The organism is Catenuloplanes nepalensis (genome assembly GCF_030811575.1).
Lineage (GTDB): Bacteria > Actinomycetota > Actinomycetes > Mycobacteriales > Micromonosporaceae > Catenuloplanes > Catenuloplanes nepalensis.
The window spans coordinates 5589047-5615685 of sequence record NZ_JAUSRA010000001.1 but is presented as its reverse complement, the minus strand read 5'-3'; the positions used below and the strand labels follow the sequence as shown (position 1 = coordinate 5615685).

23 protein-coding genes and 2 pseudogenes are annotated in these 26639 nt (G+C 72.0%); 24 read left to right on the top strand and 1 reads right to left on the bottom strand.

The annotated features are described in order from the left end of the window. Positions 1-18 precede the first annotated feature (18 nt). The 8 genes and pseudogenes from mgrA (at position 19) to J2S43_RS23910 (ending at position 9458) form a co-directional block, all read left to right on the top strand. On the top strand, positions 19-1053 hold the full coding sequence (gene mgrA / locus J2S43_RS23945; RefSeq protein WP_306832788.1) for an L-glyceraldehyde 3-phosphate reductase: 1035 nt from the start codon (positions 19-21) through the stop codon (positions 1051-1053). Positions 1054-1158: 105 nt separating this feature from the next. Further along, positions 1159-2796: an AAA family ATPase gene (locus J2S43_RS23940; RefSeq protein ID WP_306832786.1), complete on the top strand. Its 1638-nt coding sequence runs from the start codon at positions 1159-1161 to the stop codon at positions 2794-2796. Beyond that, positions 2793-3830 carry a tetratricopeptide repeat protein gene (locus tag J2S43_RS23935; protein WP_306832784.1) on the top strand — a complete coding sequence of 346 codons (1038 nt, stop codon included), beginning with the start codon at positions 2793-2795 and terminating at the stop codon, positions 3828-3830. Before J2S43_RS23940 ends, J2S43_RS23935 begins: the two co-directional genes overlap by 4 nt. 637 nt (positions 3831-4467) lie before the next feature. Then, entirely contained in the window at positions 4468-4809 is a 342-nt protein-coding gene (locus tag J2S43_RS23930) for a hypothetical protein (protein ID WP_306832782.1), read from the top strand. Next, positions 4746-5336: pseudogene (locus J2S43_RS23925) on the top strand (sensor histidine kinase); the annotation flags it as partial. The gene J2S43_RS23930 and the pseudogene J2S43_RS23925, both read left to right, overlap by 64 nt. Before the next feature lie 47 nt (positions 5337-5383). After that, positions 5384-7393 (top strand): annotated as a pseudogene (gene thrS, locus J2S43_RS23920) (threonine--tRNA ligase); the annotation flags it as partial. Between the two features lie 474 nt (positions 7394-7867). Further along, complete coding sequence (locus J2S43_RS23915; RefSeq protein WP_306832780.1) at positions 7868-8905, top strand: pectinesterase family protein; 1038 nt, start codon at positions 7868-7870, stop codon at positions 8903-8905. Between the two features lie 97 nt (positions 8906-9002). Then, positions 9003-9458 carry an HIT family protein gene (locus tag J2S43_RS23910; RefSeq protein ID WP_306839415.1) on the top strand — a complete coding sequence of 152 codons (456 nt, stop codon included), beginning with the start codon at positions 9003-9005 and terminating at the stop codon, positions 9456-9458. 13 nt (positions 9459-9471) lie between these two features. Here the strand turns inward: J2S43_RS23910 and J2S43_RS23905 are convergent, their stop codons facing one another. Further along, on the bottom strand, positions 9472-11628 hold the full coding sequence (locus tag J2S43_RS23905; RefSeq protein ID WP_306832778.1) for an elongation factor G-like protein EF-G2: 2157 nt from the start codon (positions 11626-11628) through the stop codon (positions 9472-9474). Positions 11629-11847: 219 nt separating this feature from the next. Here J2S43_RS23905 and pgsA point away from each other — a divergent pair, with 219 nt between their 5' ends. The 16 genes from pgsA (at position 11848) to ruvA (ending at position 26601) form a co-directional block, all read left to right on the top strand. Further along, a complete protein-coding gene (pgsA, locus tag J2S43_RS23900; RefSeq protein ID WP_306832776.1) occupies positions 11848-12480 on the top strand; it encodes a phosphatidylinositol phosphate synthase in 633 nt (210 codons plus the stop codon). Beyond that, a complete protein-coding gene (locus J2S43_RS23895; protein ID WP_306832774.1) occupies positions 12477-13373 on the top strand; it encodes a phosphatidylinositol mannoside acyltransferase in 897 nt (298 codons plus the stop codon). The genes pgsA and J2S43_RS23895 overlap by 4 nt, the downstream gene beginning before the upstream one ends. A gap of 11 nt (positions 13374-13384) precedes the next feature. Beyond that, positions 13385-14527: a glycosyltransferase family 4 protein gene (locus J2S43_RS23890; RefSeq protein WP_306832772.1), complete on the top strand. Its 1143-nt coding sequence runs from the start codon at positions 13385-13387 to the stop codon at positions 14525-14527. Further along, on the top strand, positions 14524-15117 hold the full coding sequence (locus tag J2S43_RS23885) for a LemA family protein (RefSeq protein ID WP_306832770.1): 594 nt from the start codon (positions 14524-14526) through the stop codon (positions 15115-15117). Before J2S43_RS23890 ends, J2S43_RS23885 begins: the two co-directional genes overlap by 4 nt. A gap of 349 nt (positions 15118-15466) precedes the next feature. Beyond that, on the top strand, positions 15467-16384 hold the full coding sequence (pdxS, locus tag J2S43_RS23880) for a pyridoxal 5'-phosphate synthase lyase subunit PdxS (RefSeq protein WP_306832768.1): 918 nt from the start codon (positions 15467-15469) through the stop codon (positions 16382-16384). Next, on the top strand, positions 16381-16986 hold the full coding sequence (gene pdxT / locus J2S43_RS23875; protein WP_306832766.1) for a pyridoxal 5'-phosphate synthase glutaminase subunit PdxT: 606 nt from the start codon (positions 16381-16383) through the stop codon (positions 16984-16986). The genes pdxS and pdxT overlap by 4 nt, the downstream gene beginning before the upstream one ends. Before the next feature lie 26 nt (positions 16987-17012). Then, entirely contained in the window at positions 17013-17768 is a 756-nt protein-coding gene (locus J2S43_RS23870; RefSeq protein ID WP_306832764.1) for a YebC/PmpR family DNA-binding transcriptional regulator, read from the top strand. 746 nt (positions 17769-18514) lie between these two features. After that, a complete protein-coding gene (locus J2S43_RS23865) occupies positions 18515-19246 on the top strand; it encodes a hypothetical protein (RefSeq protein WP_306832762.1) in 732 nt (243 codons plus the stop codon). Positions 19247-19254: 8 nt separating this feature from the next. Further along, positions 19255-20415, top strand: coding sequence for a sensor histidine kinase (locus J2S43_RS23860; protein WP_306832761.1), 1161 nt, complete (start codon positions 19255-19257; stop codon positions 20413-20415). Beyond that, the gene (locus tag J2S43_RS23855; RefSeq protein ID WP_306832758.1) at positions 20412-20714 is read left to right on the top strand and encodes a hypothetical protein; all 303 of its coding nucleotides are present in this window, start codon (positions 20412-20414) and stop codon (positions 20712-20714) included. The genes J2S43_RS23860 and J2S43_RS23855 overlap by 4 nt, the downstream gene beginning before the upstream one ends. After that, complete coding sequence (locus J2S43_RS23850; protein WP_306832756.1) at positions 20711-21367, top strand: response regulator; 657 nt, start codon at positions 20711-20713, stop codon at positions 21365-21367. The genes J2S43_RS23855 and J2S43_RS23850 overlap by 4 nt, the downstream gene beginning before the upstream one ends. A 466-nt stretch (positions 21368-21833) precedes the next feature. Continuing rightward, complete coding sequence (locus tag J2S43_RS23845) at positions 21834-22931, top strand: DUF1996 domain-containing protein (RefSeq protein ID WP_306832754.1); 1098 nt, start codon at positions 21834-21836, stop codon at positions 22929-22931. A gap of 112 nt (positions 22932-23043) precedes the next feature. Then, on the top strand, positions 23044-24648 hold the full coding sequence (locus J2S43_RS23840; RefSeq protein ID WP_306832752.1) for an MFS transporter: 1605 nt from the start codon (positions 23044-23046) through the stop codon (positions 24646-24648). A 114-nt stretch (positions 24649-24762) separates the two neighbouring features. Next, entirely contained in the window at positions 24763-25362 is a 600-nt protein-coding gene (locus tag J2S43_RS23835; RefSeq protein ID WP_306832749.1) for a TetR/AcrR family transcriptional regulator, read from the top strand. Between the two features lie 82 nt (positions 25363-25444). Beyond that, the gene (gene ruvC / locus J2S43_RS23830) at positions 25445-26002 is read left to right on the top strand and encodes a crossover junction endodeoxyribonuclease RuvC (RefSeq protein WP_306832748.1); all 558 of its coding nucleotides are present in this window, start codon (positions 25445-25447) and stop codon (positions 26000-26002) included. Next, on the top strand, positions 25999-26601 hold the full coding sequence (ruvA, locus tag J2S43_RS23825; RefSeq protein WP_306832746.1) for a Holliday junction branch migration protein RuvA: 603 nt from the start codon (positions 25999-26001) through the stop codon (positions 26599-26601). Before ruvC ends, ruvA begins: the two co-directional genes overlap by 4 nt. Positions 26602-26639: the final 38 nt, after the last annotated feature.

The window sequence follows — 26639 nt, the reverse complement described above, 5'->3', positions numbered from 1 at the left end:
GGCGCATATAAAGGCAGGATGAGCTACACCGCCGCTTCCGCACGCTATGACGGACCGATGCAGTACCGGCGCACCGGGCGCTCCGGGCTCGACCTGCCGGTGCTGTCGCTGGGCCTCTGGCACAACTTCGGCGACGACGTGCCGGTCGAGACACAGCGGGGGATCGTCCGGGCCGCGTTCGACGCCGGGATCACCCACTTCGACCTGGCCAACAACTACGGGCCGCCGTTCGGCGCGGCCGAGCGCAACTTCGGCCGGCTGCTGCGCGAGGACCTCCGCGCGTACCGGGACGAGATCGTGATCTCCACCAAGGCCGGCTGGGACATGTGGCCGGGCCCGTACGGGCAGGGCGGTGGCTCCCGGAAGTACGTGCTGGCCAGCCTGGACCAGTCGCTCGAACGCCTCGGGCGCGACCACGTCGACATCTTCTACTCGCACCGGTACGACCCGGACACGCCGCTCGCGGAGACCGCGGCCGCGCTGGACACGGCCGTGCGGTCCGGGCGCGCGCTCTACGTGGGCATCTCGTCCTACGACGCGGAGCACACGCGCGAGATGGCCGGGCTGCTGCGCGAGCTGGGCACGCCGCTGCTGATCCACCAGCCGTCCTACTCGATGCTCAACCGCTGGATCGAGACCGAAGGGCTGCTCGACGCGGCCTCGGACCTCGGCGTCGGCGTGATCGGGTTCACCGCGCTCGCGCAGGGGCTGCTGACCGGCAAGTACCTGACCGGGATCCCGTCCGGATCACGCGTGGACCAGGGCAAGTACACGATCGACGACGACCGGGTCGCACAGCTCACCGCGCTGAACGAGATCGCCGGGCGGCGCGGGCAGAGCCTGGCGCAGACCGCGCTGGCCTGGGCGCTGCGCGACCCGCGGGTGACGTCGCTGGTGATCGGCGCGAGCAGCACCGGGCAGCTGGAGCAGAACATCGGCGCGCTGGCGAACCTCGACTTCGGCGACGACGAGCTGGCCGAGATCGACAAGGTGCTCGCCTCGAACACCACGTCCGTGGACGGGTGGGAGGACGCGCGCCGCGGCACCCTCTGACCCCCGGGATCGTGATCCAGGCGTCCCCCATGGCGCTGGAACGACATGGGGGACGCCTGGATCACGAAAGGTGGGGATGGCGCGAGGTGGGTAGAGTCCGGAACCATGCCGGACGAGTCCCGCCTGATCACGAGTCTGCGCGGTGCGGTCGAGGCCGCGCCGGACGACGTGCCGCTGCGCCTGCACCTGGCCGAGATTCTGCTGCGCGAGGGGCACTCGGACGCGGCGATCACGGAGATCGCGTTCGCGCTGCAGCGGGTGCCGGGCGACCCGGACGCGCGGGCGCTGATGGCACACGCGATGTCACTGCCCGGCCCGCCCGCCCCGGCCGCGCCTGCCGCCCCGACCCCGGCCGCGACCGCCCCGACCCCGGCCCCGGCCGCGACCGCGACCGCCCCGACCCCGACCCCGGCCGCGACCGCCCCGACCCCGGCCCCGGCCGCGACCGCGCCTGCCCCGGCCGCGCCTGCCCCGGCCGCGCCTGCCCCGGCCGCGCCTGCCCCGGCCGCGCCTGCCCCGGCCGCGCCTGCCCCGGGAGCGCCGACCCCGGCCGCGCCGGATGCGGAGGTGTCGGCCCCGGCTGCGGCTGTCGCGGAAGTGCGGACCCCGGCCGCGCCGGATGCGGAAGAGCCGGCCTCGGCCGCGCCTGCCGTGGAAGCACCGGAGTCGGCCGTGCCGGCCGGGGAAGTGCGGGGGACGCCGGAGCAGGCGTCCGGCGTACCCGCGAAGGGTTTTGATTGGAAAGAGGCGGAGGAGCAGGTCGGTGATGTGGTCCCGCCGCGCTTCGCACGCTCGGCCCCGGACGGTTCCGGCGAACCGGACCAGGTGCGGGCGGACGGCAAGCCCGGCCCCGGTGATCTCTGGCAGGCGGAGTCGGTCGGCGGGCTGACACTGGCCGACGTGGGCGGCATGCACGAGGTCAAGGAGCGTCTGGAGGCCGCGTTCCTGGCGCCGATGCGCAACCCCGAGCTGCGCAGGCTCTTCGGCAAGAGCCTGCGCGGCGGCCTGCTGCTCTACGGCCCGCCCGGCTGCGGCAAGACGTTCATCGCCCGCGCGGTCGCCGGTGAGCTGGGCGCGCGGTTCCTCACCGTGGCGATCAGCGACGTGCTGGACATGTGGCTCGGCACCTCCGAGCGGAACATGCACGAGGTCTTCGCGACCGCCCGCCGGATGGCGCCGTGCGTGATCTTCCTGGACGAGCTGGACGCGCTCGGCGGCAAGCGTGGCCGCGCGGCCACGAACAGCATGCGGACCACCGTCAACCAACTGCTCACCGAGCTGGACGGCGTGGACGGCGCGAAGAACGAGGGCGTGTTCGTGCTCGCCGCCACGAACGTGCCGTGGGACGTCGACGTGGCGCTGCGCCGGCCCGGCCGCCTGGACCGGACGATCCTGGTGCTGCCGCCGGACGCGCCCGCCCGCGCGGCGATCCTCGAATACCACCTGCGCGACCGGCCGATCGAGAACGTCGACCTGCCCAAGCTGGTCAAGGCGACGGACGGGCTCTCCGGCGCCGACCTCGCCCACCTCTGCGAGAGCGCGGCCGAACGCGCGCTGCTCGACTCCGCCCGCACCGGCACGGTCCGCATGATCGGCATGCCCGACCTGCTGGCCGCCGCGAAGACCACGGTCCCGTCCGTCGAGCCGTGGTTCGCCGCCGCCCGCAACGTGGCCATGTTCGCCAACGAGGGCGGCATGTACGACGACCTGCTCGCCTACCTGAAGGCCCGGCGCAGGTTGTGACCCTGGAGCGCGCGGAGCTGCTGGTCCAGGCCGGGCGGTACGCGGCCGCCGGTGACCTGCTGTCCCGGATGGTCGCGTCGGAACCGGACGACGCGGCCGCCTGGGTGCTGCTCGGCCGCGTGCACCTCGGCGACCAGGACATCCCGGCCGCGCTCGCCGCGCTGGACGAGGCGGTCCGGATCGCGCCGCACGAGTTCGCCGTGCTGTACCTGCGCGGGTACCTGCTCGCGCGCCTCGACCGGGACCGGGAGGCCGAGGAGTCGCTGCGGGCCGCCATCGCCGCCGAGCCGGCCGAGGCCGCCCCGTACGCGGTGCTGTCCCGGCTGATCCGGACCGTCCCCGGCCGCGCACCGGAGGCGTTCGCGCTCGCCGACGAGGCGGTCCGCCGCGAACCGGAGCTGCCCGGCGCGCACCTGGCCGTATGCCTGGCCGCGGCCGTGCTCGGCGACAACGCCACCTGCGAGCGCGCGCTGCGCGAGACGCTGCGCCTCGACCCGGAACACGAGGAGGCGCGGACACTCTTCACGCTGGCCGAGGCGGAAGGCGCGCTGGCCGGGCGCGCGTCCACGGTAATCGCGGACGCGCTCGCCGCGAACCCCCGCCTCGACGGGCTGCGCCCGAAACTGGACCACGCCGGATACCTGCTGCTGCGCCGCACCCGCTGGCCCGCCCTGGCCTGCCTGGCGGTGGCGGCCCTCGCGGCGGACCTCCCCACCGAGGACGAGCCACAGGTCCTGTCGTTCGCCCTCGGCGACCGGCTGTGGGGGCTGCTGGTGATGGCGCTGATCTGGGGAATCGCGGCATTCCTGCGGTATCGACGACTGCGAACCGGCGTGCGCCTGCACCTGTTCGTGCTGCTCCGCCGCGGCCTGTGGTCCCGAATCGTGATCGCACAGACCGTTCTGATCATGCTGGCCGCGCTGCTGATCCTGTTCTGGCCCGGCCCGGACCCGGAGATCCCGTTCGCGCTCCTCGGCTGCACGCTGCTGCCCGTGATGATCACGATGCTCTTCGACGACCGGATGCGGCGGTAGGAACGCCCACTTCAGGCGGGCCCGGCCGAGATCCTCGGCCAGCGGAGTGCGCTCATCTCGTGGGCTCCGCCGTCGCGGCGCGGTGCTGTGGATCGGGCGCTGCGCGCCCGATATTCCGCGTTATCTCCGGCGTTGGTGGTTGCGCCTAGCGTAATTCAGCCCGAAACCCGCCGGAGCCCCACCCAACTGGTGATCGATCAACAGGTCTCGACCTCACTACTCACCCCTGCCCGAAATATCGCGATAAAAGCTGTGTCGGCTAGCTATCGAAACGATCACGTGTCGCAAATCGTTGTTAAGAGCGCCGGATAACAACGATTTGGCACACGTGATCGACTCTCGGCCACCGCCGGACCGCTTTGGATCTACTCTCCACTGCCGCCGGACCGCTTTGGATCTATTCCCGCGTCCCACGCGGACCGCCGCCGCCGGACCGCTTCGGGTCTTTCGCGGGCCCCGCGCGCCCCGCGGGCCCCGCGCGCCCCGCGCGCCCCGCGCGCCCCGCGCGCCCCGCGCGCCCCGCGCGCCCCGCGCGCCCCGCGCGCCCCGCGCGCCCCGCGCGCCCCGCGCGCCCCGCGCGCCCCGCGCGCCCCGCGCGCCCCGCGCGCCCCGCCGCCGGACCGCTTCGGGTCTTCTCGTGCGCCCAGCACAGACCGCCGGCGCCGGGCTGCCCCGTATGCCGTCGACCACCCTTGGGGTGCAGATCATCGGCAGGGCCGCCACCCACGACGACGACCGGCCGGTCCAGTCCGGGCCGCGATCCAGGTCGACCGCGAACGTGACGTCGCCGGACGAGACCGGCAGCGTGCCGCCCATCCGGACACCGTTCGCGGTGGCGTCGACGCGCAGGCCGGACTCGCGGGTGGCGAAGAACCGCCGCGCGCGCATCGCGGACTGCACCTCGGCGCGCGTGTTCGACGAGCACGGCACCGACTGGGGCTACCCGGAGAGGCGCTGGAGGGCGAGATCGACGAGCTGATCCGGGCGACCAGGGCGGCCTCCGTCGAGCCGGCCGCCGCGGAGGAGGTGCGTTGTGACGCGAGCGAGGTGGTCCGGCAGCGGATGGCGTTCTGGTCCGCGGTGGCCGGCGACCAGAACCGGCCGTGCGTGATCGTCGGCGCGGACACGCCGGCGCCGGTCGCGCTGCCCCGGCCGGAGCTGGCCGCGGCGCTGGACGCGGTGCTGGGCAACGTCTTCCGGTACGCGCCGCAGGGCACGCCGATGGAGGTGGCGGTGTCCCGGCGGGACGGGTACGTGGCGGTCCGGGTGGACGACGGCGGCCCCGGCATCGCGGATCCGGACAGCGCGCTGCGGCGCGGCGCCAGCGGGCGCGGCTCGACCGGGCTCGGGCTCGACATCGCGCGGCGGGCCACGGTCACCACCGGCGGGACCGTGAGCATCGACCGGGCCCGGCTGGGCGGCGCCAGCGTGGTGCTGCTGTTCGGCGATCCGGACGCGGTCCGCGAGGAGCGCGTCCCCCGTCAGTGGCGCCGCCCGCAGCGATAGCATCGGTGGGTTGTGCTTTGGAAAACCGAATGAACGGAGATCCCACCGTGTCCGCACCGACATCGAAGCCCGCTGAGACGGACCACGTCGTCGTCCCGGCCGGGACGACGGCGGCCGACGCGGTGGCGGCGATCGGCCTGCCGCTCGCCGGCCCGAAGGCCATCGTCGTGGTCCGCGACGAGCAGGGCGAGCTGCACGACCTGGATTGGTCGGCCGACCACGAGACCGTGATGACGCCGGTCCCGCTGGACTCGCCGGACGGGCTGAACGTGTTGCGGCACTCGACCGCGCACGTGCTCGCGCAGGCCGTGCAGACGCTGTTCCCGGAGGCGAAGCTCGGCATCGGGCCGTTCATCCGGGACGGTTTCTACTACGACTTCGACGTGGCCAAGCCGTTCACGCCGGATGATCTCGGCAAGATCGAGAAGAAGATGCAGGAGATCATCAAGAGCAACCAGCGGTTCCGCCGCCGGGAGCTCACCTCGATCGAGGCCGCGCGCGAGGAGCTGGCCGCCGAGCCGTACAAGTTGGAGCTGGTCGGCGAGGCCGGTGCCGGTGGCTTCGACGCCGAGGAGATCATGGAGGTCGGCGGCGGCGAGCTGACCATCTACGACAACCTGGACGCGTCCGGCGAGAAGGTCTGCTGGGGCGACCTGTGCCGCGGCCCGCACCTGCCGAACACCCGGCTGATCGGCGCGTTCAAGCTGATGCGCTCGGCCGCGGCCTACTGGCGGGGCAGCGAGAAGAACCCACAGCTCCAGCGGGTGTACGGGACGGCGTGGCCGACCCGGGACGCGCTCAAGGCGTACCAGAGGCTGCTGGAGGAGGCGGCCCGCCGCGACCACCGCAAGCTCGGCGCGGAACTCGACCTGTTCTCCTTCCCGGACGAGATCGGCTCCGGCCTCGCGGTCTTCCACCCCAAGGGCGGCATCATCCGGCGCGAGCTGGAGAACTACTCCCGGGAGCGGCACGAGGCGGCCGGCTACTCGTTCGTCAACACGCCGCACATCACCAAGGGCACGCTCTTCGAGACCTCCGGCCACCTCCAGTGGTACGCGGACGGCATGTACCCGCCCATGGAGGTCGAGGGCGCGAACTACTACCTGAAGCCGATGAACTGCCCGTTCCACAACCTGATCTACCGCAGCCGCGGCCGGTCCTATCGCGAGCTGCCGCTGCGCCTGTTCGAGTTCGGCAGTGTGTACCGGTACGAGAAGTCCGGTGTCATCCACGGCCTCACCCGGGTGCGCGGCATGACGCAGGACGACGCGCACATCTACTGCACGCCGGAGCAGATGGGCGACGAGCTGAAGTCGCTCCTGAAGTTCGTGCTCGACCTGCTGCGCGACTACGGCCTGGACGACTTCTACCTGGAGCTCTCCACTCGCAACCCAGACAAATCCGTGGGTACGGACGAGAACTGGGACCGCGCCACCGAGGCGCTGCGGATCGCGGCCGAGGACTCCGGGCTGGAACTCGTGCCGGACCCGGGCGGCGCCGCGTTCTACGGCCCGAAGATCTCCGTCCAGGCGAAGGACGCGATCGGCCGGACCTGGCAGATGTCCACCATCCAGGTCGACTTCAACCTTCCGGAGCGCTTCGGCCTGGAGTTCGCCGCGTCCGACGGCACCCGGCAGCAGCCCGTCATGATCCACCGGGCGCTGTTCGGCTCGATCGAGCGGTTCTTCGGCGTGCTGACCGAGCACTACGCGGGCGCGTTCCCGGCCTGGCTGGCGCCGGTGCAGGTGGTCGGCATCCCGATCCGCGACGACCACGCGTCCTACCTGGAGGGCTTCATCTATCTGCTCAAGGCCGCGGGCATCCGGGCCGAGCTGGACTCCGGCGACGACCGCATGCAGAAGAAGATCCGCACCGCGCAGCAGCAGAAGATCCCGTTCATGGTGCTCGCCGGCGACGACGACGTGGCCGGCCAGACCGTGTCGTTCCGCTACCGGGACGGCTCGCAGCGCAACGGCGTGCCGCTGGACGAGGCGGTCCGGCACGTGACCGACATCGTCCGCTCGCGCACCAACGTGCCGCCGTCGGCCACCCCGGCCGAGGCGGTCGCGGCGCCGGACACCAGCGCGGCGGACCTGGAGGAGCGCACGATGCAGGAGGTGACGGCGCTCGCCAACCAGGCGGCCGCCAAGCACGCGCGGTAAGGGCGGCGGTCACGCGTTCACGATCGAGGCGTCCCGCAGGCCGTTCCGGTGGCCCGCGGCGCCTCGATCAGGCGACCGCTCTCGTCGGAAGGGCCGGGGGATCTCCCGGCCCTTCTCGCATGTCCGGGACGTTGCAAAAAAGCTGCACGTCGATGTCGTTGACCCGGTCGCGGGGGCGGGTTAGCGTCGTGTCACTCGCGCGGGCAAGCGCTTTCCCCTCGGTGTAGCGGTCCGCGCCGGCTCCACGCTCGATCCGGTTCCGATCCTGGTCCGGCCGCTTTCGATCACTGGTCGGCTCGCTGTCCCGTTCGCTCGCCGGCGCCGCGTTTCGCCCGACGCGGCGCCGGCCACCCGCTGAGGAGCACGCCCATGCGCCGACGGACCTTCCTTGCCGCGACCGGTGCCGGGACGCTGCTCGCCGCCGCCGGTGCGGGCCCCGCATCCGCTGCTTCCGCCGCCGGGATTCCGGGCGGCCGGAACGTGCTCGTCGTCGCGCCCGGGGACAGCGTCCAGGCCGCGGTGGACTCCGTACCCGCGGGGGTGGCGTTCTCGATTCTGCTCCGCCCCGGGACGTACCGTGGGCAGGTCGTCATTCCGGCCGACAGGCCGTTCCTGACTCTGGTGGGGCTCGGCCGGCGCGCCTCCGACGTGGTGATCGTCGACGACCGGGCCAACGGCACGCCGAACCCGGCCACCGGCGGCACCTGGGGCACGTCCGGCAGCGCGTCCGTGACGATCTCCGCGAACGACGTCACCGCCCGCAACCTGACCTTCGCCAACGACTTCGACGAGGCCGCGCACCCGGAGATTTCCGGACATCAGGCGGTTGCCGTGCTCACCCGCGGCGATCGGCTGCGTTTCGAGAACGTCGCGTTCCTGGCGAACCAGGACACGCTCTACGTGAACAGCCCGGCCGCCACCACGATCTCCCGCGCGTACTTCCGGGACTGCTACGTCGAGGGCGACGTCGACTTCATCTTCGGCCGCGGCACCGCCGTCTTCGACCGCTGCCGCGTGCACTCGCTGAACCGGCACCTCGGCTACGTCACGGCCGCCAGCACCGACATCGGCAACCCGCACGGCCAGCTCTTCACCCGCTGCCGCTTCACCGGCGACGGCCCGGCCGGCACCGTCCACCTCGGCCGGCCCTGGCACCCGAGCAACGACCCGAACGCGATCGGCCAGACGATCATCCGGAACTCCTGTCTGGGCGCGCACATCCGGGTCGACGCGCCGTGGTCCGACTTCGGCACCTGGCCGTGGACCCAGGCGCGTTACGGCGAGTGGCGCAACTACGGCCCGGGCGCCGCGATCAACGCCAACCGGCCGCAGCTGACCTCGCCGGACGGCTACGATCCCCGCACGTTCCTGGCCGGTGCCGACGCCTGGAATCCGTGCACCCCATAGGATCGCCTGCGTGCCAGAGACCTCGGAGGACCGCGCCGTCAGCCCGCCCAGCACCGGCGAGCCGGACGCGCTCGACCGCCTCTGGACCCCGCACCGGATGACCTACATCGCCGGTCAGGAACGCCCGTCCGACGGTTGCGCGTTCTGCCAGGCTCCGGATCTGCCCCGCGCGGACAGCCTGATGGTGGCCCGCGGCACGCTGGTCTACGCCGTGCTCAACCTCTACCCGTACAACCCGGGCCACCTGCTGATCTGCCCGTACCGGCACCTCGCGGACTACACCGAGATGACCGTCGAGGAGACCGCCGAGCTGGCCGGCTTCACCCAGACCGCGATGCGCGTCATCCGTGCCACCAGCAGCGCGCACGGCTTCAACATCGGCATGAACCAGGGCTCGGTCGCGGGCGCCGGCATCGCCGCCCACCTCCACCAGCACGTCGTCCCCCGGTGGGGCGGCGACGCCAACTTCATGCCGATCGTCGCCCGCACCAAGATCCTCCCGCAGTTGCTCACCGAGACGCGGGACCTGCTCAGCTCGGCCTGGCCGAGCTGAGCAGACCCCGGGCTCAGGACGTCGCGTGTTCCTTCTTGACCGCGTCGGCCAGGTGGGCGGGCATCGATTCGTAGCGGGCGAAGGCGCGCGTGAAGGTGCCGGCGCCGGAGGTCATCGAGCGCAGCTCCACCGCGTAGCGGACCAGCTCGGTGGCCGGGACCTCGGCGCGGATGAACGTGCGGTCGCCGTCCGGGTCGGCGTCGCTGCCCATGACCCGGCCGCGACGGCCGGAGAGGTCGCTCATGACCGCGCCGACGTAGGCGTCCGGGACGCGGATGGTGACGTCGTCGACCGGTTCCAGCAGCGTGATCGTGGCCTTCTCAGCCGCGTCCCGCAACGCCAGGGAACCCGCGGTCTGGAACGCGGCGTCGGACGAGTCGACGCTGTGCGCCTTGCCGTCGACGAGCGTGACCCGAAGGTCGACGACCGGGTAGCCGGCCGCGATGCCGCGTTCCATCTGGGCGCGGACGCCCTTCTCCACGGACGGGATGTAGTTGTGCGGGACCGAGCCGCCGACGACCCTGTCGACGAACTCGAAGCCGGAGCCGGGCGGGAGCGGCTCGACCGTGATGTCGCAGACCGCGTACTGCCCGTGGCCGCCGGACTGTTTGACGTGCCGGCCGTGGCCCTTGCCCGGGGCGGCGAACGTCTCGCGCAGCGCGACCCGGACCGGTTCGGTGTCGAGTTCCACGCCGCCGGTGCGCAGCCGGTCCAGCACCACGTCCGCGTGGGCCTCGCCCATGCACCAGAGCACGAGCTGGTGCGTGTCCGGGTTGCGTTCCAGGCGCAGCGTCGGATCGCCGGCGACGAGCCGGCCGAGGTTCTTGGCCAGCGCGTCCTCGTCCGAGCGGGTCCTGGCGACGATCGCGACCGGCAGCAGCGGCTCCGGCATGTCCCACGGCTCGATCAGCAGCGGCTGTTCCCTGGTGGAGATCGTGTCGCCGGTCTCCGCGCTGCCGGACTTCGTGATCGCGCAGATGTCACCGGCGATGCACGAGCCGACCTCGCGCAGCGCGGTGCCGAGCGGCGAGTAGATGTGCGCGACGCGCTCGTCCGCGTCGTGGTCCGGGTGGCCGCGGGAGGCGAGGCCGTGACCGGAGACGTGCACCACCTTCTCCGGGGTGAGCGTCCCGGAGAAGACGCGGACGAGTGAGACACGCCCCACGTGCCGGTCGATCGTGGTCTTGACCACCTCGGCGACGAGCGGTCCGTCCGGGTCACAGGTGAGCGGCTCGCGCGCGGAGCCGTCGACGCCGGTGACGATCGGCAGGTCGTGCTCGAGCGGCGACGGGAACGCCTTGGTGAGCAGCTCCAGCAGCGCGTCGAGGCCGACCCGGTCGGGCGCGCAGACCGGGACGACCGGGTAGAAGTGGCCGCGCGCGACCGCCTTCTCCAGGTCTTCGATGATCACGTCGACCGGGATCTGCTCGCCGCCGAGGTACCGGTCCATCAGCGTCTCGTCCTCGGACTCCGCGATGATGCCCTCGATCAGCTCGTTGCGGGCCTCCTCGATCGCGCCGAAGTGCTCCGGGTCGGGGGCGCGGACCTCGGCCGGGTATCCGTTCGTGTAGTCGTAGATCCGCTGGGTGATCAGCCCCATCAGGCCGGTCACGTTCTCGCCGTCGTCGTCGAGCATCGGCAGGTAGAGCGGCAGCACGTTGTCGCTGAAGACGCGCTGGCAGAGCGCCACGGTCTCGTCGAGGTCGGCGCGCGGGTGGTCGAGGCGGGTGACGGCGACCGCGCGCGGCATGCCGACGGCGGCGCACTCCTCCCAGAGCGCGGCGGTGGCGGCGTCCATGCCGTCGACGGCGGACACCACGAACAGGGCGGCGTCGGCGGCGCGCAGCCCGGCGCGCAGCTCACCGACGAAGTCCGCGTAACCCGGGGTGTCCAGGAGGTTGACCTTGATGCCGTCGTGCATCAGCGGCGCGCAGGCGAGCGTCACGGAACGCTGCTGCCGTATCGCGGCCGGATCCTGATCGCAGACGGTGGTGCCGTCGGTCACGCTGCCGGTGCGCGGGACGGTGCCGGTCACGGCGAGCAGCGCCTCGGCCAGCGTGGTCTTCCCGGCGCCGGAGTGGCCGACCAGCACCACGTTGCGTACCCTCCCGGGCTCGTCCACCACCGGCGCACTGCCGGCGACCGCCCTCTCCTGTGTCTTCTGCGCCATGATCGGCGCACCTCCCTCGGGTCGATTTGTGTCGTTCCTGGCCCCGTCGCGTAGAGGCGTCGGCGATGATCCCCCAACGCCGCTCTTAACCTGAAGTTTCGCAAGGTGATGCCGGTCACGTTGCCTGATGTGATAGGTCCGTGGCAACCCGTGACGCTGCGTCGGCTATCCGCGCGTGCGGTGTCGCGCACAGCGACGCGCCGCTATGGTGGGACGGCCATGGCAAAGATCCTCTCGGTCTCGGCGCGCGCCGGGATGGCTCATCTCATCGAACCGGTCAGTCGTGCCCTCCTCCGGTTGGGCGTCACGCCCAACGCGGTCACCGTGACGGGCACCATCGGCGTGGTCTTCGGCTCCGTCTTCTTCGGCGTCCGCGGCCACTTCCTCATCGGCGGCATCGTCGTCACCCTGTTCTGCTTCACGGACCTGATCGACGGGACGATGGCCCGGCTGCGCGAGGGGCCGAACGGCAGGTTCGGCGCGCTCCTCGACTCCAGCATGGACCGCATCGCGGACGCCGCGATCTTCGGCGTGCTGGTGTACTGGTTCGGCAAGGAGGGCGACTGGATCACCTCGACCGTGGCCCTGGTCTGCCTGGTTGCGAGCATGGTCGTGTCGTACGTGAAGGCGCGCGCCGAGGGCCTCGGCTTCACCTGCAACGTCGGCATCGTGGAGCGGCCGGAGCGCCTGATCGGCATCGGCATCGGCGCGCTGACCACCGCGTTCGGCGTGATGTGGGGCATGCAGGCGGTGCTGTGGATCCTGGCGGCCCTGTCGATCGTCACGGCCTGGCAGCGCATGCGGCACGTCTACCAGCAGGACCAGGCCGCGTTGCGCGAGCCGGCCGCATGAGCGGCCTGGCGGAGTTCGGCTTCCGGGCCGGGTGGAAGGTCGTCCAGTGGCTGCCGGAGTCCGTGGCGATCAGGCTCTTCCACGCGGGCGCTGATCGCGCGACGAAGAAGCGCGGCAAGGGCGTCGAGCGGCTGCGTGCCAACCTCCGGCGGGTCAAGCCCCACCTCTCCGAGGAGGAGATGGACGCCCTGGTCAAGCAGGGCATGCGGTCCTACGCGCGCTACTGGTCGGACACGTTCCGGCTGCACACGCGCACCCCGGAGGAGCACCGGCGCCGGTTCCGCTTCGACCGGGTGGAGGACCTGGCCCGGGAGGCGACCTCCGGCAACGGCGTCATCCTGGCGCTGCCGCACGGCGGCAACTGGGAGGCGGCCGGCGCCTGGGCCGTCGCGAACGGCTGGAAGCTGATAACGGTCGCCGAGCGGCTCAAACCGGAAGGCGTCTACCAGCAGTTCCTGGCGTTCCGGCGGGCACTCGGCATGGAGATCATCCCGACCAGCGGCAGTGACCGGTCCCCGCTCGACCTGCTGGCCGAGAAGCTCAACGACGGCTACATCGTGCCGTTGCTCGCGGACCGGGACCTGTCCAAGCGCGGCATCGACGTGACGTTCTTCGGCGGCCGGGCCAAGATGCCCGGCGGTCCGGCGCTGCTGGCCGTGCGTACCGGAGCGCCGCTCTACGTGGTGCAGATGTGGAACGACCCGGACGGAACCGCCCACGGCCGGCTGGTCGGCCCGATCCCGGTGCCGGACCAGGGCACGCTGGACGAGAAGGTGCGGTTCCTGACCCAGCAGATCGCGGACCGCCTCGCGAAGGGCATCGCCGAGCACCCGGAGGACTGGCACATGCTGCAGCGGGTGTGGGTCGACGAGCCCGCGCAAGCAATGGCCTGAGGGGGTAACGAGTGCGGATCGGCATCGTGTGCCCGTACTCCTTCGACGTGCCGGGCGGTGTGCAGAACCACGTGATGGACCTGGCCGAGGCGCTGATCAGTCTCGGCCACGAGGTGAGCGTGCTGGCCCCCGCGGACGAGGACTCGCCGCTGCCGCCGTACGTGGTCGCGGCCGGGCGGGCGGTCCCGCTGCCGTACAACGGGTCGGTCGCGCGCATCTCGTTCGGCCCGGTCTCCACGGCCCGGGTCCGGCGCTGGCTGGCCCGCGGCCACTTCGACGTGCTGCACGTGCACGAACCGCTCACGCCGAGCCTGTCGCTGCTGGCCGTGCTGAACGCGGACGGCCCGGTGGTGGCCACGTTCCACACCGCGATGACCCGGTCCCGCGCGCTCGCCGCGGTGCAGGGCGCGCTGCAGATCGTGCTGGAGAGGGTGACCGCGCGGATCGCGGTGAGCGCGCTGGCCCGCCGCGTGCAGGTCGAGCACCTGGACGGCGGCGCGGTGGAGATCCCGAACGGCGTGGCCGTGGCGAAGTTCGCGGACGCGGAGCCGCTGGACGGCTGGCCCGGCCCCGGCGGCGCGATAGGCTTCCTGGGCCGGTTCACCGAGCCGCGCAAGGGCTTCCCGATCCTGCGCCAGGCGTGGATCTCGCTGGCCCGGTCGCGGCCCGGCCTGCGACTGCTGGTGGCCGGCCCAGGCGACAGGTCCGACCTACTGGAGAAGATCCCGGCAGAGCTGCACGATCGCGTGTGCTTCCTCGGCATGGTGTCCGAGGAGGACAAACCGCGCATGCTGCGCAGCGTCGACGTCTACGTGGCGCCGAACACCGGCGGCGAGTCGTTCGGCATGATCCTGACCGAGGCGATGGCCGCGGGCGCCGCGATCGTGGCCAGCGACCTCGACGCGTTCCGCCGGGTCGTCGACAACGGGCGCGCCGCCGTGCTCTTCCCGGTCGGCGACGCGGCAGCGCTGGAGAACGCGCTGGCCACGCTGCTCGACGACGCGGACCGCCGGGCCGAGCTCTCCGCGCTCGCGCGCCGCGCCGTCGACGCGTACGACTGGCCGTCGGTCGCCCGCCGCGTGCTCGAGGTCTACGAGACCGCGATCGAGGCCACGGACGGCCGCGTCCTGGAAGCGCCGCAGGTGATCGAGTGACGCACCTGTGGTGGTGGGCCGGCGCGGCCGTGGTGCTCTCGCTCCTCGCGGCCTACCTCGTCTGGACCGACCGGCGCGTCGAACGCCTGCACGCGCGGGCAACCTCGGCCGCGGCCGCGCTCGACGCCCACCTGCTCCGCCGCGCCGCGGCCGCGGCCGTGCTGGCCGAGCAGCTCGACGTGGTCGAGCTCTACGCGGCCGCGCGGATCGCGCTCGACGCCGGCTCGCGCATCGACGGCCGCGACTACCGGCTCGGCACCGGCGCGGACTCCGGCGAGCGCGAGGCAGCGGAGAACGACCTCACGCGCCAGCTGCGCCGCCTCGCGCCGACCGCGGACCTGGCCACCGCCGAGCCGGTCGTCGCGGCCAGCCGCCGGGTCGCGCTCGCCCGCCAGGTCTACACGGACTCGGTCCGCGACGCGCTGATCAACCGGGACCGCCCGCTGGTCCGCGTCTTCGGCATGGCCCGCGGCCACGACCGCCCGCGCTACTTCGACATCGACGAGCCCACGCTGACGCCCTCGCTCACCGAGCCCCCGCGCCAGCTCACGCCGCGCGAGGCACCCACGGAGTCGCACGCGCGGCACTGACGCGGCCGTCGCAAAAGATCATCTTCCCGCTCCCGGCGTGGTACGGCCCGTTTGCTCCCGCGGGCAAACCCGCGGCGGCCTCCGCCGCCGCTCCGGTCGCCGCGTCGGAGCCGGTGCCGACGCTGGTCACCGAAACCCCTGGTGGTCGCGTTCGCCGCTATGCCTGCGGCTCAGTGCCGCGCCGGCCGATCGGAGAAACCGACATGTCGGATGTGTGGGGGCCGGTTCGGGGTGGTGGACGGCGGGGCGGGCACGTTGCGCAGGCCACTGGGGGGCCGATTGGACGTCGGTGGGGCAACCACCCGCGCGTACCATTCGCTGCGTCGTCAACACTCCCGAGGAGCATCCCGTGTCCGAGAATCCCGCCACTGAAAACCCAGGCCAGCCCGTTGTCGGCAGTGCCCGCGTGAAGCGTGGCATGGCCGAGATGCTCAAGGGCGGCGTGATCATGGACGTGGTCACGGCGGAGCAGGCGAAGATCGCGGAGGACGCCGGTGCCGTGGCGGTCATGGCGCTGGAGCGGGTGCCCGCGGACATCCGCGCACAGGGCGGCGTCTCCCGGATGAGCGACCCGGACATGATCGAGAGCATCATCGCGGCCGTGTCGATCCCGGTCATGGCGAAGGTGCGTATCGGTCACTTCGTCGAGGCGCAGGTGCTGCAGGCACTCGGCGTGGACTACATCGACGAGTCCGAGGTGCTGACCCCGGCCGACTACGCGAACCACATCGACAAGTGGGCCTACACGGTGCCGTTCGTCTGCGGCGCGACCAACCTGGGCGAGGCGCTGCGCCGCATCACCGAGGGCGCCGCGATGATCCGCTCCAAGGGCGAGGCCGGCACCGGCGACGTCTCCAACGCGACCACGCACATGCGGAGGATTCGCGGCGAGATCAAGCGGCTCACGTCGCTGCCGGAGGACGAGCTCTACGTCGCGGCGAAGGAGCTTCAGGCGCCGTACGAGCTGGTCAGGGAGGTCGCCGAGACCGGCAAGCTGCCGGTCGTGCTGTTCACCGCGGGCGGCATCGCCACGCCGGCCGACGCCGCGATGATGATGCAGCTCGGCGCGGAGGGCGTCTTCGTCGGCTCCGGCATCTTCAAGTCGGGCAACCCGGCGCAGCGCGCGGCCGCGGTCGTCAAGGCCACCACGTTCTACGACGACCCGGACGTGATCGCGAAGGTCTCCCGCGGCCTGGGCGAGGCCATGGTCGGCATCAACGTCGACGACATCCCGGTGCCGCACCGTCTGCAGGAGCGGGGCTGGTGAGCGGCGACCTGACGATCGGCGTCCTCGCGCTGCAGGGGGACGTCCGCGAGCACCTGGCCGCGCTGGCCGAGTGCGACGCGCTCGCCCGGCCGGTCCGCCGCCCTTCGGAACTGGACTCGGTCGACGCCCTGGTCATCCCGGGTGGGGAGTCCACCACGATCGCCATGCTCGCGGCCGAGTTCGGGCTCTTCGAGCCCATCCAGAAACGGATCAACAGCGGCATGCCGGTGTACGGGTCGTGCGCCGGGATGATCATGCTGGCCGGAACCGTGCTGGACGGCCGCCCGGACCGCCCGGCGTTCGGCGGCATCGACATGACGGTCCGGCGCAACGCGTTCGGCCGTCAGGTCGACTCGTTCGAGGCCGCGGTCGAGATCGACGGCATCGACGGTGACCCGTTCCACGCGGTCTTCATCCGCGCGCCGTGGGTCGAAGAGGTCGGCGCGGACGCACAGGTGCTGGGCCGCGTCACGTCCGGTCCGGCCGCGGGTAGGATTGTTGCGGTTCGGCAGGGGCACCTGCTCGCCACCGCTTTCCACCCGGAACTCACGGGTGATCTCCGAGTGCATGAGGCGTTCGTCGAGATGGCCAGGGCGAGTTAGACAGACGCGACTACGGGAGGCATGTGATGTCCGGCCACTCCAAGTGGGCAACCACCAAGCACAAGAAGGCCGTCATCGATGCCAAGCGTGGCAAGATGTTCGCCAAGCTGATCAAGAACGTCGAGGTCGCCGCCCGCACCGGTGGCGGCGACCCGGCCGGCAACCCGACGCTCTTCGACGCCATCCAGAAGGCGAAGAAGAGCTCGGTGCCGAACGACAACATCGACCGGGCGGTCAAGCGCGGCTCCGGCCTGGAGGCGGGCGGCGCCGACTGGCAGACCATCATGTATGAGGGGTACGGGCCGAACGGCGTGGCGCTGCTGATCGAGTGCCTGACCGACAACCGGAACCGGGCCGCGACCGAGGTCCGCACCGCGCTCACCCGCAACGGCGGCAACCTCGCCGACGCCGGCTCCGTGGCGTACATGTTCTCCCGCAAGGGCGTCGTGATCGTCCCGAAGACCGACGGTCTCACCGAGGACGACCTGCTCATGTACGTGATCGATGCGGGCGCCGAGGAGGTCAACGACCTCGGTGAGGCATTCGAGATCGTCTCCGCGCCGACCGACATGCCCGCGGTCCGCACCGCGCTGACCGACAACAAGATCGAGTATGACTCGGCCGACTCGAACTTCGTCGCGTCCGTCAACGTGCCGCTCGACGAGGAAGGCGCACGCAAGATCTTCAAGCTGATCGACGTGCTCGAGGACTGTGACGACGTGCAGAACGTCTTCGGCAACTTCGACATCTCCGACGAGGTCATGGCCGCCGTCGACGCATAGCTCCCGCTTCGGTGAAGGGCCCCCGGCGTACCGCCGTGGGCCCTTCGCTTTCTCGCCGGTCGCACTCCGCGCCGACATCCCGGGTATGTCGCTCGCTCTTCCGACACCCGAAGCGCAGCGGAGCCAGCACTCAAGATCCTGCGGTGGCTGGCGGCCGTGTCGCACCGGTGGAGTCAATCCTCCGGCCACCACCGGCCGCCTGTCGCATTCCCCGACCCCCGATCCCGAGGCCGCGGCAGCGGCGCGGCTCGCAAGCCCTCTGGCGCCGAAAGATCGGTGAGTCATCCGGCCTGCGGCTCGGATTCTGACTAGTGATACACAGTGCACCGTATCGGGGCCTCATACGGTGCGCTGTGTATCACTAGTCAAGATCCGGGCCGATGTCCGGGTGACTTAACTATGATATTTCGGGCGCGAGGGTCTTCGAGGGCGGGTGTTTTTCACATAGTGACGGCGATCTTCCATCATGTGGAAGGAGGCCTATTCAGCGCGTCGGCCGTCGCTCGCGCCGTCCGGCGGTGACACTGCGCTGTCGGCCGCCTGGAACCCGGCGTCAAAGGTCAGCGACGCAGCCCGGCGAGGCGTCTCTCACCTCGATGACGAAAAGTCAGTAGGCCCGCCGGACCGCTGCTCGGCGGTCGTGCGGCTTCGCGGCGGGCGGACGACCCGGCCGGTTGCTCGCCGATCGCACTAAGATCCGGTCTGATCCCGGACACCGGGCGGCGCGGAGGGTGAGGCGGCGTGGCGTGCGGGCAGATGTGGCGGCGGCCGGGCCGCGGTGGGGCCGATACGCGGCGCTCGCCGTCGCGGTCGGCGTGATCGCGGTGGGCGTGCCACCGCTGATCGCCCCGCCCGACGAGCCCTCGGCGCCCGTCGCGGCGTCGCAACCAGCGGCGACCCCCGGCCCAAGCCCGAGCCCAAGCCCGAGCCCTGGCCCGGCCTCGACGCCCAGCCTGAGCCCGAACCCGTCCGCGAGCCCCAGCGCCACCCCCGGTCCCGCGCGGTGCGTGGCCGGCGGCGCGTCGCCGCGGCCCGCGTGTGCGGTCTACACCACCGCGCTCGGCTCCGGTTGGGCGGCCGAGGGCGTGGGCGTGAAGGTCGTCCCGGCGGGTCTGGTGCCCGGCACCGAGATCGTGGCGCTGCGGGTCGAGCCGAAGGAGAAGACCGCGTCGGTCTCGCTGATCGCGTCCGAGCCGTTCACGGTCGCCGACGGCACCGTGCTCAAGCTGCGGATCTACGGCGGCCGGCTGCACGGCACGGTCGCCCGGCTCGCGCTGTCGCCGACCACCGAGTTCGCCACGGACAGGCCGGCCACGCTGAACGCGCCGGTCGACGAGTGGGTGCCGTTCACCGTCCCGGTCGCGGACCTGCTTCCCGGCGGCGGCCCGATCCGGCGCATCGACCTGGAGATCGCCACCGAGGCCGTGCCGAACGCGTACCGCTTCTTCATCGACGACGTCGCGTTCGTGGCGCCGTGAGCGGCGCCATGAGCGGCCAGCTCGTCGCACCGGCCGCGATCGCCCGGGCCGTACTGCTCGGCCGCGCGGTCGTGACGATCACCGCGGCCGCGGCCGGCCTGCTGCTGATCGAGGAGCGGTGGCGGGTTCCGACCGTGGTCGCGCTGGTGCTGGTCGCGACCGCGGCCCAGGTCGCGCTGCTCACCCGGCGTCCCGAGTCGCTGACCCGGCATCCGTGGCCGCCGCTGCTCGCCGACCTGCTGGTGGCCGGTGGCGTGCTCGCGCTCAGCCGTGGCGGGATGGCGTTCTTCTGCTACTCGGCCGGCGCTGCCGCGCTGGCCGGCGCGCTGCTCGGCATGCGCGCGCTGCCGCTCTGGGCGGTACAGGCCGCGCTCGGCTTCGCCTCCGCCGCGGTGCTGCTCCGGCAGAGCCGCCCGTCGCCCGAGGTGACCGCGTTCGTGGCCGCGTTCCCGGTGCTCGGACTGCTGGCCGGCGTCGGCGCGACCGTGGCGACCGCCGCGCTCGTCCGCTACGTGGAGCTGACCGTCGCCGTGGTCGCGTCCGCGCAGCGCTCGGCCGCCGCGTCCGAGCGCGCCCGGCTGGCCCGCGAGCTGCACGACTCGGTGGCGAAGACGCTGCGCGGCGTCTCGTTCGCCGCGGTCGCGCTTCCGCAGTCGTTGCGCCGCCATCCCGCGCTCGCCGAGCAGCTCGCGGACACGGTTTCCCGCGGCGCCGAGGTCGCGGCCCGGGAGGCGCGCGAGCTGATGGAGGGCCTGCGCGCGGACGACCCGGGCCAGGACTTCGGGTTCGGCGTGGCCCGCGCCTGCCGGGACTGGGAGCAGCGCACCGGCATCCCGGTGCGAACCCGGATCGACGACGTGGATCCGCCGCTGGAGACCCGATACGAGCTGCTCCGGATCCTCCGCGAGGGCCTGACCAACGTGGAGCGGCACGCCCGCGCGTCCGCGGTCTGGGTGGAGGTGACCGCCGCACCCGGCACGGTGGAGCTGACCGTCGCCGACAACGGCGTCGGCTTCTCCGCCGGCGGCCTCGACCAGTTGCGCGCCGCCGGCCACCTCGGCCTGGTCGGCGTCTTCGAGCGCGCCACCGGCGTCGGCGGCGCGGTCGAGGTCCGCTCGTCCCCGGGCCAGGGCACACTGCTGCGCGTCCGCGCCGGAGCCCCGGCATGACCCGCCCGGCGGTCCGTGAGGTGTTCCGGCCGATGGACCGCGAGATGGTCCGCCCGGCGGTCCGCGACGTGGCCCAGCCTGCGGCCCGGGACGTGGCTCAGCCCGTGGCTCGCGACGTGGTCCGGGCGCCGGCGGGCGACGCGTATCGCGGCGAAGGCCGTGGCCTGGTCCGGGCGGTGGGCCGCAACGTGCGCCGGGGCTGTGGCGTGGTCCGGGCGGTGGGCCGCGACGTGCGCCGGGGCTGTGGCGTGGTTCGGGCGGTGGGCCGCGACGTGCGCCGGGTGGAGGCTGTGGCGTGATCCGGGTGCTGGTGGTGGACGACAATCCGATCGTGCGGGAGGCGCTGCGGGCGAATCTCGATGCGTCCGGCACCGTGCTCGTGGTCGGTGAGGCCGGGGACGGCCGGGCCGCGCTGGATGCCGCCCGCCGGCTGCGCCCGCACGTGACGCTGCTCGACTACCGGATGCCGGTAGCGGACGGCTTGGCGATCGTGACCGAGCTGGCCCGGCTGACCGCGGTGCTGGCGCTGACCAGCGAGGACGCCGACGTGGTGGTGCGTGACATGCTGCGCGGCGGCGCCCGCGGATATCTCGTGCACGGCGAGTTCGACCCGGCCGAGCTGGTCCGCGCGGTGACCGTGGTCGCGTCCGGCCGGAGCTGGCTGTCGCCGGCCGCCGCGACCGTGGCCGCGGAGTCGCTGCGCCGCGCCCAGGAGGCCGCCGAGGCCGGAGCCAAAGCAGATCAAAGACATCGGGAAACCCAGCAGCGGTACGGCCTGACGCCGCGCGAACGCCAGGTCCTGGACCTGGTCGCGGAGGGCCTGGCCAACGTGGTGATCGCGGAGCGGCTGCGGCTCACCGAGAAGACGGTCAAGAATCACCTGCACGCGGTCTTCGCCAAGCTCGGCGCCCGCAACCGCACCGAGGCCGTCCTCCGCTGGACCGGCCGCTGACCGGCGCGCCGCCGACGAACCACCGCATGACCCTATAACCCGAGATCTCGGGCACGAAGTGCCCGCTTCGCTGCTGCGGGCCTGACGCTGTTGCCCGTCGCCGGACGATTTTCGCGCACGGAGTGCCCGCTTCGCTGCTGTCGGCCTGATCGAGCGTTTCGTGCGGTCCGGAGCAGCGTGGTCTTTTCCCGGCCACCCACCCAACTGACAGGAAGCCCGGCTACCGCCCCGACCACCCGCCCCCTGAGTGGAGTGAACGCTCCGTCCATGCGGCCGACCGGTGCCCGCGGGAGCATGCGGTCTGCACCACGCCGGAAGCGGGAAGAAAGCTTTTGAATGGTCTTGAAGTTCGGCTCGATGTTGTTCTGCTGGGACTTTCGGCTCAGGAAATCGGCCGACGGCGGCTTTAGCGTGCTGACGAGCATCGTCCCCGCACCGCCGGAAGGAAGCCGTGAGAATCCAACGCATGAGAGGCCTGCGCCTGCTGCCGGTCGTGGCGCTCGCGCTGGCCGTGAGTGCCTGCTCCGTGACGACCGTGCCCACCGCGGATGGCTCGTCGGCGCCCGCGCTGGTGCTGCCGACCTGCATGCCGTCGGAGTACGCGCAGCAGCTGGCCACGCCCGCGGCGCAGGCCGGGCTGACCATGCCACCGTGTGCGCCGGTCACCGGTGCGCCCTCGGCCGCGCCGACGACCGCGTCCCCCTCGCCGGTGGCCACGACCGGTGCGCCGGTGCCGAGCCCGACGCGTCCCGGTGTGGAGCCGACCGTGACCACTCCGGTGACCGTGCCGTCGTTCAGCGACGCGCCGCCGCGGGCGCAGTATCGCGAGGTGGCGGCGAACTGCACGATGACGCACCGGCGCGGTGACGACCCGATCGTCTTCCCGGGGCTGTCCGGTGCGTCGCACGACCACACGTTCGTCGGGAATCCCACAACGGACGCGTCGACTACGCCGGAGAAGCTGGTCGGTGGGAAGACCTCGTGCCAGGACCCGAAGGACGCGTCGTCCTACTGGTTCCCGACGCTGTTGCAGGACGGCAGGCCGCTGACGCCGCAACAGGTCACGGTCTATTACAAGTCGGGCGTCGACGACTACCGGACCGTGCAGCCGTTCCCGGCCGGGTTCCGGCTGCTGGTCGGCAACGCGAAGGCGCCGGCCGGTGAGCAGTTCGCGGGCACCTGGAGCTGTGGCGGGCAGACGCTGGCGACGATCCCGGCGTCGTGCCCGGACGGGTCGTCGCTGATCGTTCGCTACAAGGCGCCGAGTTGCTGGGACGGCAAGCACCTGGACACCGCGGACCACAGGTCGCACATGGCCTGGCCGGTGCGGGGGAAGTGCACGGCGAGTCACCCGGTTCCGCTGCCGATGTTCGAGATGAAGGTGCCGTACAAGCTGCCCGGCGGCGTGACCAAGGGGCTGGCGCTGTCGTCCGGCGCGCCGAACACGTTCCACTACGACTTCATGAACGGCTGGGATCCGGCGCGCCAGGCAGAGGTGATCAAGCACTGTGTGAACGGCGGCCGGCAGTGCAACGGCGTGGGCTTCGACCAGCACAAGCCGTGACCGGCGACACTTAAGATACGGAACGGTTCCGTATCGCAACGACAGGCTGTAGTGTCCCCCCTTGGAATACGGGATCGTTCCGTATCGTAAATCGTCCTTGGGGGGACCGCGGATGGATCCGCAGACCAACACAGGTCACCCGCGGCGCTGGGCCATTCTCGGCGTCCTCGTGATCTCCCTGCTCGTGGTCGTGCTCGACAACACGATCCTCAACGTCGCGATTCGCGTGCTCGCCGACCCGGACGAGGGCCTCGGCGCCACCCAGGCCGAGCTCGAGTGGGCCGTCAACTCGTACACGCTGGTCTTCGCGGCCCTGCTGTTCAGTTTCGGCATCCTCGGCGACCGCTGGGGCCGCAAGCGCTTCCTGATGGTCGGCCTGGCCGTTTTCGGCCTCAGCTCGCTCGCCTCGGCCTACTCGCAGAGCCCGGAGCAGCTGATCGCGATGCGCGCGCTGATGGGTCTCGGCGGCGCGGCGATCATGCCGGTCACGCTCTCCATCATCTCCGTCGTCTTCGACCCGCGGGAGCGCGCCAAGGCGATCGGGCTCTGGTCCGGCTCGGTCGGTCTCGCGGTCGCGATCGGCCCGATCCTCGGCGGCTTCCTGCTCGAGCACTTCTGGTGGGGCTCGGTCTTCCTGATCAACGTGCCGATCGTGCTGCTCGGCATGGTGCTGATCGCGGTGCTGGTGCCGGAGTCGCGCAACCCGAAGCCGGGGCGGCTCGACCTGGTCGGCGTGCTGCTCTCGGTGGTCGGCCTGACCTCGCTGGTCTACGGCATCATCGACGGCGGCGAGAACGGCTTCGACTCGCCCGCGGTGTGGGCGTTCATCGTGGCCGGCGTGGCGGTGCTGGCCGGTTTCGTCGCCTGGGAGCGGCGGTACGCGTACCCGTCGCTGGACGTCAAGCTGTTCCGCAACGGCCGCTTCTCCGCCTCGATCGCCTCCATCGGCCTGGTCTTCTTCGCCAGCATGGGCACGTTCTTCTTCATGAGCTTCTACCTGCAGCTGGTCCGGGACTACTCGCCGCTGCAGACCGGTCTGCTGCTCCTGCCGTTCGCGGTGGCGCAGCTGGCGTTCGCACCGCGCAGCGCCGCGATGGTGCACCGCTTCGGCGGCCGGGCGGTCTCCTCGATCGGGCTCGCGGTCGTCGGCGTCTCGCTGCTCGGCTTCGTGCTGATCAGCGCGGACACGCCGATCTGGGTGATCGCGGTGCTGTTCTTCCTGCAGGGCGCCGGGATGGCGAACATCCTGCCGCCGGCCATGGAGGCGATCATGTCCACGCTGCCGCGCGAGCAGGCCGGTGTCGGCTCCGCGATCAGCAACACGATCCGGCAGGTCTCGGTCGCGCTCGGCATCGCGGTGCTCGGTTCCGTGCTCGCCGCGGTCTACCGCGGCCAGGTCGCCGACTCGGTCGCGGCGCTGCCGGAGGCCGCCCGCGAGGCCGCGTCCGAGTCGATCGCCGGCGCGTACGCGGTGGCCGCGCAGTCCGGTCCGCAGGGTGGCGCGCTGGTCACGGCCGCGAACGACGCGTTCGTCAACGCGGTGCACGTCTCCGCGCTGATCGGCGCGATCGTGGTGTTCATCGGCGCGCTGATCGCGCTGAAGTGGCTGCCCGGCCGCGCGAAGCACAACCCGGAGACCGAGATCGAGCGGGTACGGGAAGAGGTGGCCGAGGCCGGCGGCGACCCCACGCTGGTCGACGCGGACGCGACCCGATGACGTCGTGACGAGGTAGTGCGTGACGCCTGGACCGCCGGGAGACCCCGGCGATCCGGGCGTCATCGGCATGCGGCGGCGCTGGCCGGCCGGATCAAGATCAAGGAGAATGGGTCCATGACTGTCACCGTGCCGGAAGCGCCGCGATCTCCGGGCCGTCCGCGAAGCAGCCGGGCGGACGAGGCGATCAGCGAGGCCACGCTGGATCTGCTCGCCGAGGGCATGAGCATCGAGTCGCTCACCATCGAGGCGATCGCGGCCCGGGCCGGCGTCGGCAAGGCCACCATCTACCGCCGCTGGGCCGGCAAGGAGATGCTGCTCCGCGACGCGTTGCTGCGGCTCAAGGCCCCGCCGGCCGACCCGGACACCGGCAGTGTGCGGGAGGATCTGCTCACCCTGGCGCGGTCGATCGCCCGCAACCGGGACCCGCGCGCCGCGCAGATCATGCCGTGCCTGGTGCCCGAGGCGATGCGTTCCCCTGAGCAGTACGAGCGGTACCAGCAGATAGTCGAGCCGCGCCGGCAGGTCATGCGCGAGGTGCTGCGCCGCGGCGTCGAGCGCGGCGAGCTGCGCGCCGACCTGGACATCGAGCTCACCCTGCTCATGGTCACCGGCCCGGTCCTGATGCAGCGGATGCTGCACTGGAGCCCGAACCTGGACGGCGACGCCGTGCCCGATCAGGTCGTCGACATGGTGATGAAGGCGATCAAGGCCTGAGGTGTGTCGCCGCGTGGCCCCGAACACGGCAGCGCTAAGGTGTCGAACAGATGTGCGGCCAAGCTTCGGGGAGGGGTGGCGCGTGCGGGTGCTCGGCATCGACCCGGGCCTGACCAGATGTGGCGTCGGCGTGGTCGAGGGGGTGCCCGGCCGGCCGTGCACCCTGGTGGCGTACCACGTGGTCCGCACGGACAGCACGGACGAGCTGCCGCACCGGCTGCTGCGCCTGGAGACCGAGCTGAACGCGCTGGTGGGGGAGTATTCGCCGGAGAGCGTCGCGGTCGAGCGCGTCTTCGCCCAGCACAACGTCCGCACCGTGATGGGCACCGCGCAGGCCTCCGCGGTCGCCGTGCTCTCCGGTGCGCGCCGCGGGATTCCCGTGGAGACCTACACACCGAGTGAGGTCAAGGCCGCGATCACCGGCTCCGGCATCGCGGACAAGGCGCAGATGATCACCATGGTGCAGCGCCTGCTCCGGCTGGACGCGCCGCCCAAGCCCGCGGACGCGGCGGACGCGCTCGCACTCGCCATCTGCCACATCTGGCGCGGCGGGACGAAGGCGCGCGTGGCCGCGGCCGCCGCGAAGATCGAGGCAGCGGTGCAGAAGGCCAGAATTCAGCAACGGAAGGGCTCCAGATGATCGCCAGCGTCCGCGGGAAGGTCCTGGCGGTCGCGCCGGACACCGCCGTGATCGAGGTCGGCGGCGTCGGCATGGCCGTCCAGTGCAGCCCGAACACGCTCGCCGGCCTGCGCCTCGGCGAGGAGGCCCGGCTCGCCACGTCGCTGGTGGTCCGGGAGGACTCACTCACGCTCTACGGCTTCGCCGACGACGACGAGAAGACGCTGTTCGAGCTGCTGCAGACCGCGTCCGGCGTCGGGCCCCGGCTGGCCCAGGCCGCGCTCGCGGTGCACACGCCGGAGGTGCTGCGCAAGGCGATCGGCGGCGGCGACACGGCGACGCTCACCCGCGTACCCGGGATCGGCAAGAAGGGCGCGGAGCGCCTCGTTCTCGAACTCCGCGACCGGATCGGGCCGCTGCCGATCGGCGCGGACGGCGTCACCGGGCCGGCGTCCGGCGCCTGGCAGACCCAGGTCGGGCAGGCGCTCACCGGCCTCGGCTGGACGCAGAGCCAGGCCGACCAGGCGGTCGCCATGGTCGCGGAGACCGTCGACGGCCCCACGCCGCCGGTCCCGCAGCTGCTCAAGCAGGCGATCCGGCTGCTGGGTAAGACGCGATGAGCGCGTCATCGGCTGACCGCCGCGGGAAGGTGGCGCCG

Excerpts from the sequence above, each read along its gene's own strand:
- mgrA (WP_306832788.1), top strand. The coding sequence starts at position 19 with ATGAGCTACACCGCCGCTTCCGCACGCTATGACGGACCGATGCAGTAC.
- J2S43_RS23940 (WP_306832786.1), top strand. The coding sequence starts at position 1,159 with ATGCCGGACGAGTCCCGCCTGATCACGAGTCTGCGCGGTGCGGTCGAG.
- J2S43_RS23915 (WP_306832780.1), top strand. The coding sequence starts at position 7,868 with ATGCGCCGACGGACCTTCCTTGCCGCGACCGGTGCCGGGACGCTGCTC.
- J2S43_RS23910 (WP_306839415.1), top strand. The coding sequence starts at position 9,003 with ATGACCTACATCGCCGGTCAGGAACGCCCGTCCGACGGTTGCGCGTTC.
- J2S43_RS23905 (WP_306832778.1), bottom strand. The coding sequence starts at position 11,628 with ATGGCGCAGAAGACACAGGAGAGGGCGGTCGCCGGCAGTGCGCCGGTG.
- pgsA (WP_306832776.1), top strand. The coding sequence starts at position 11,848 with ATGGCAAAGATCCTCTCGGTCTCGGCGCGCGCCGGGATGGCTCATCTC.
- J2S43_RS23895 (WP_306832774.1), top strand. The coding sequence starts at position 12,477 with ATGAGCGGCCTGGCGGAGTTCGGCTTCCGGGCCGGGTGGAAGGTCGTC.
- J2S43_RS23870 (WP_306832764.1), top strand. The coding sequence starts at position 17,013 with ATGTCCGGCCACTCCAAGTGGGCAACCACCAAGCACAAGAAGGCCGTC.
- J2S43_RS23860 (WP_306832761.1), top strand. The coding sequence starts at position 19,255 with ATGAGCGGCCAGCTCGTCGCACCGGCCGCGATCGCCCGGGCCGTACTG.
- J2S43_RS23855 (WP_306832758.1), top strand. The coding sequence starts at position 20,412 with ATGACCCGCCCGGCGGTCCGTGAGGTGTTCCGGCCGATGGACCGCGAG.
- J2S43_RS23845 (WP_306832754.1), top strand. The coding sequence starts at position 21,834 with ATGAGAGGCCTGCGCCTGCTGCCGGTCGTGGCGCTCGCGCTGGCCGTG.
- J2S43_RS23840 (WP_306832752.1), top strand. The coding sequence starts at position 23,044 with ATGGATCCGCAGACCAACACAGGTCACCCGCGGCGCTGGGCCATTCTC.
- J2S43_RS23835 (WP_306832749.1), top strand. The coding sequence starts at position 24,763 with ATGACTGTCACCGTGCCGGAAGCGCCGCGATCTCCGGGCCGTCCGCGA.
- ruvA (WP_306832746.1), top strand. The coding sequence starts at position 25,999 with ATGATCGCCAGCGTCCGCGGGAAGGTCCTGGCGGTCGCGCCGGACACC.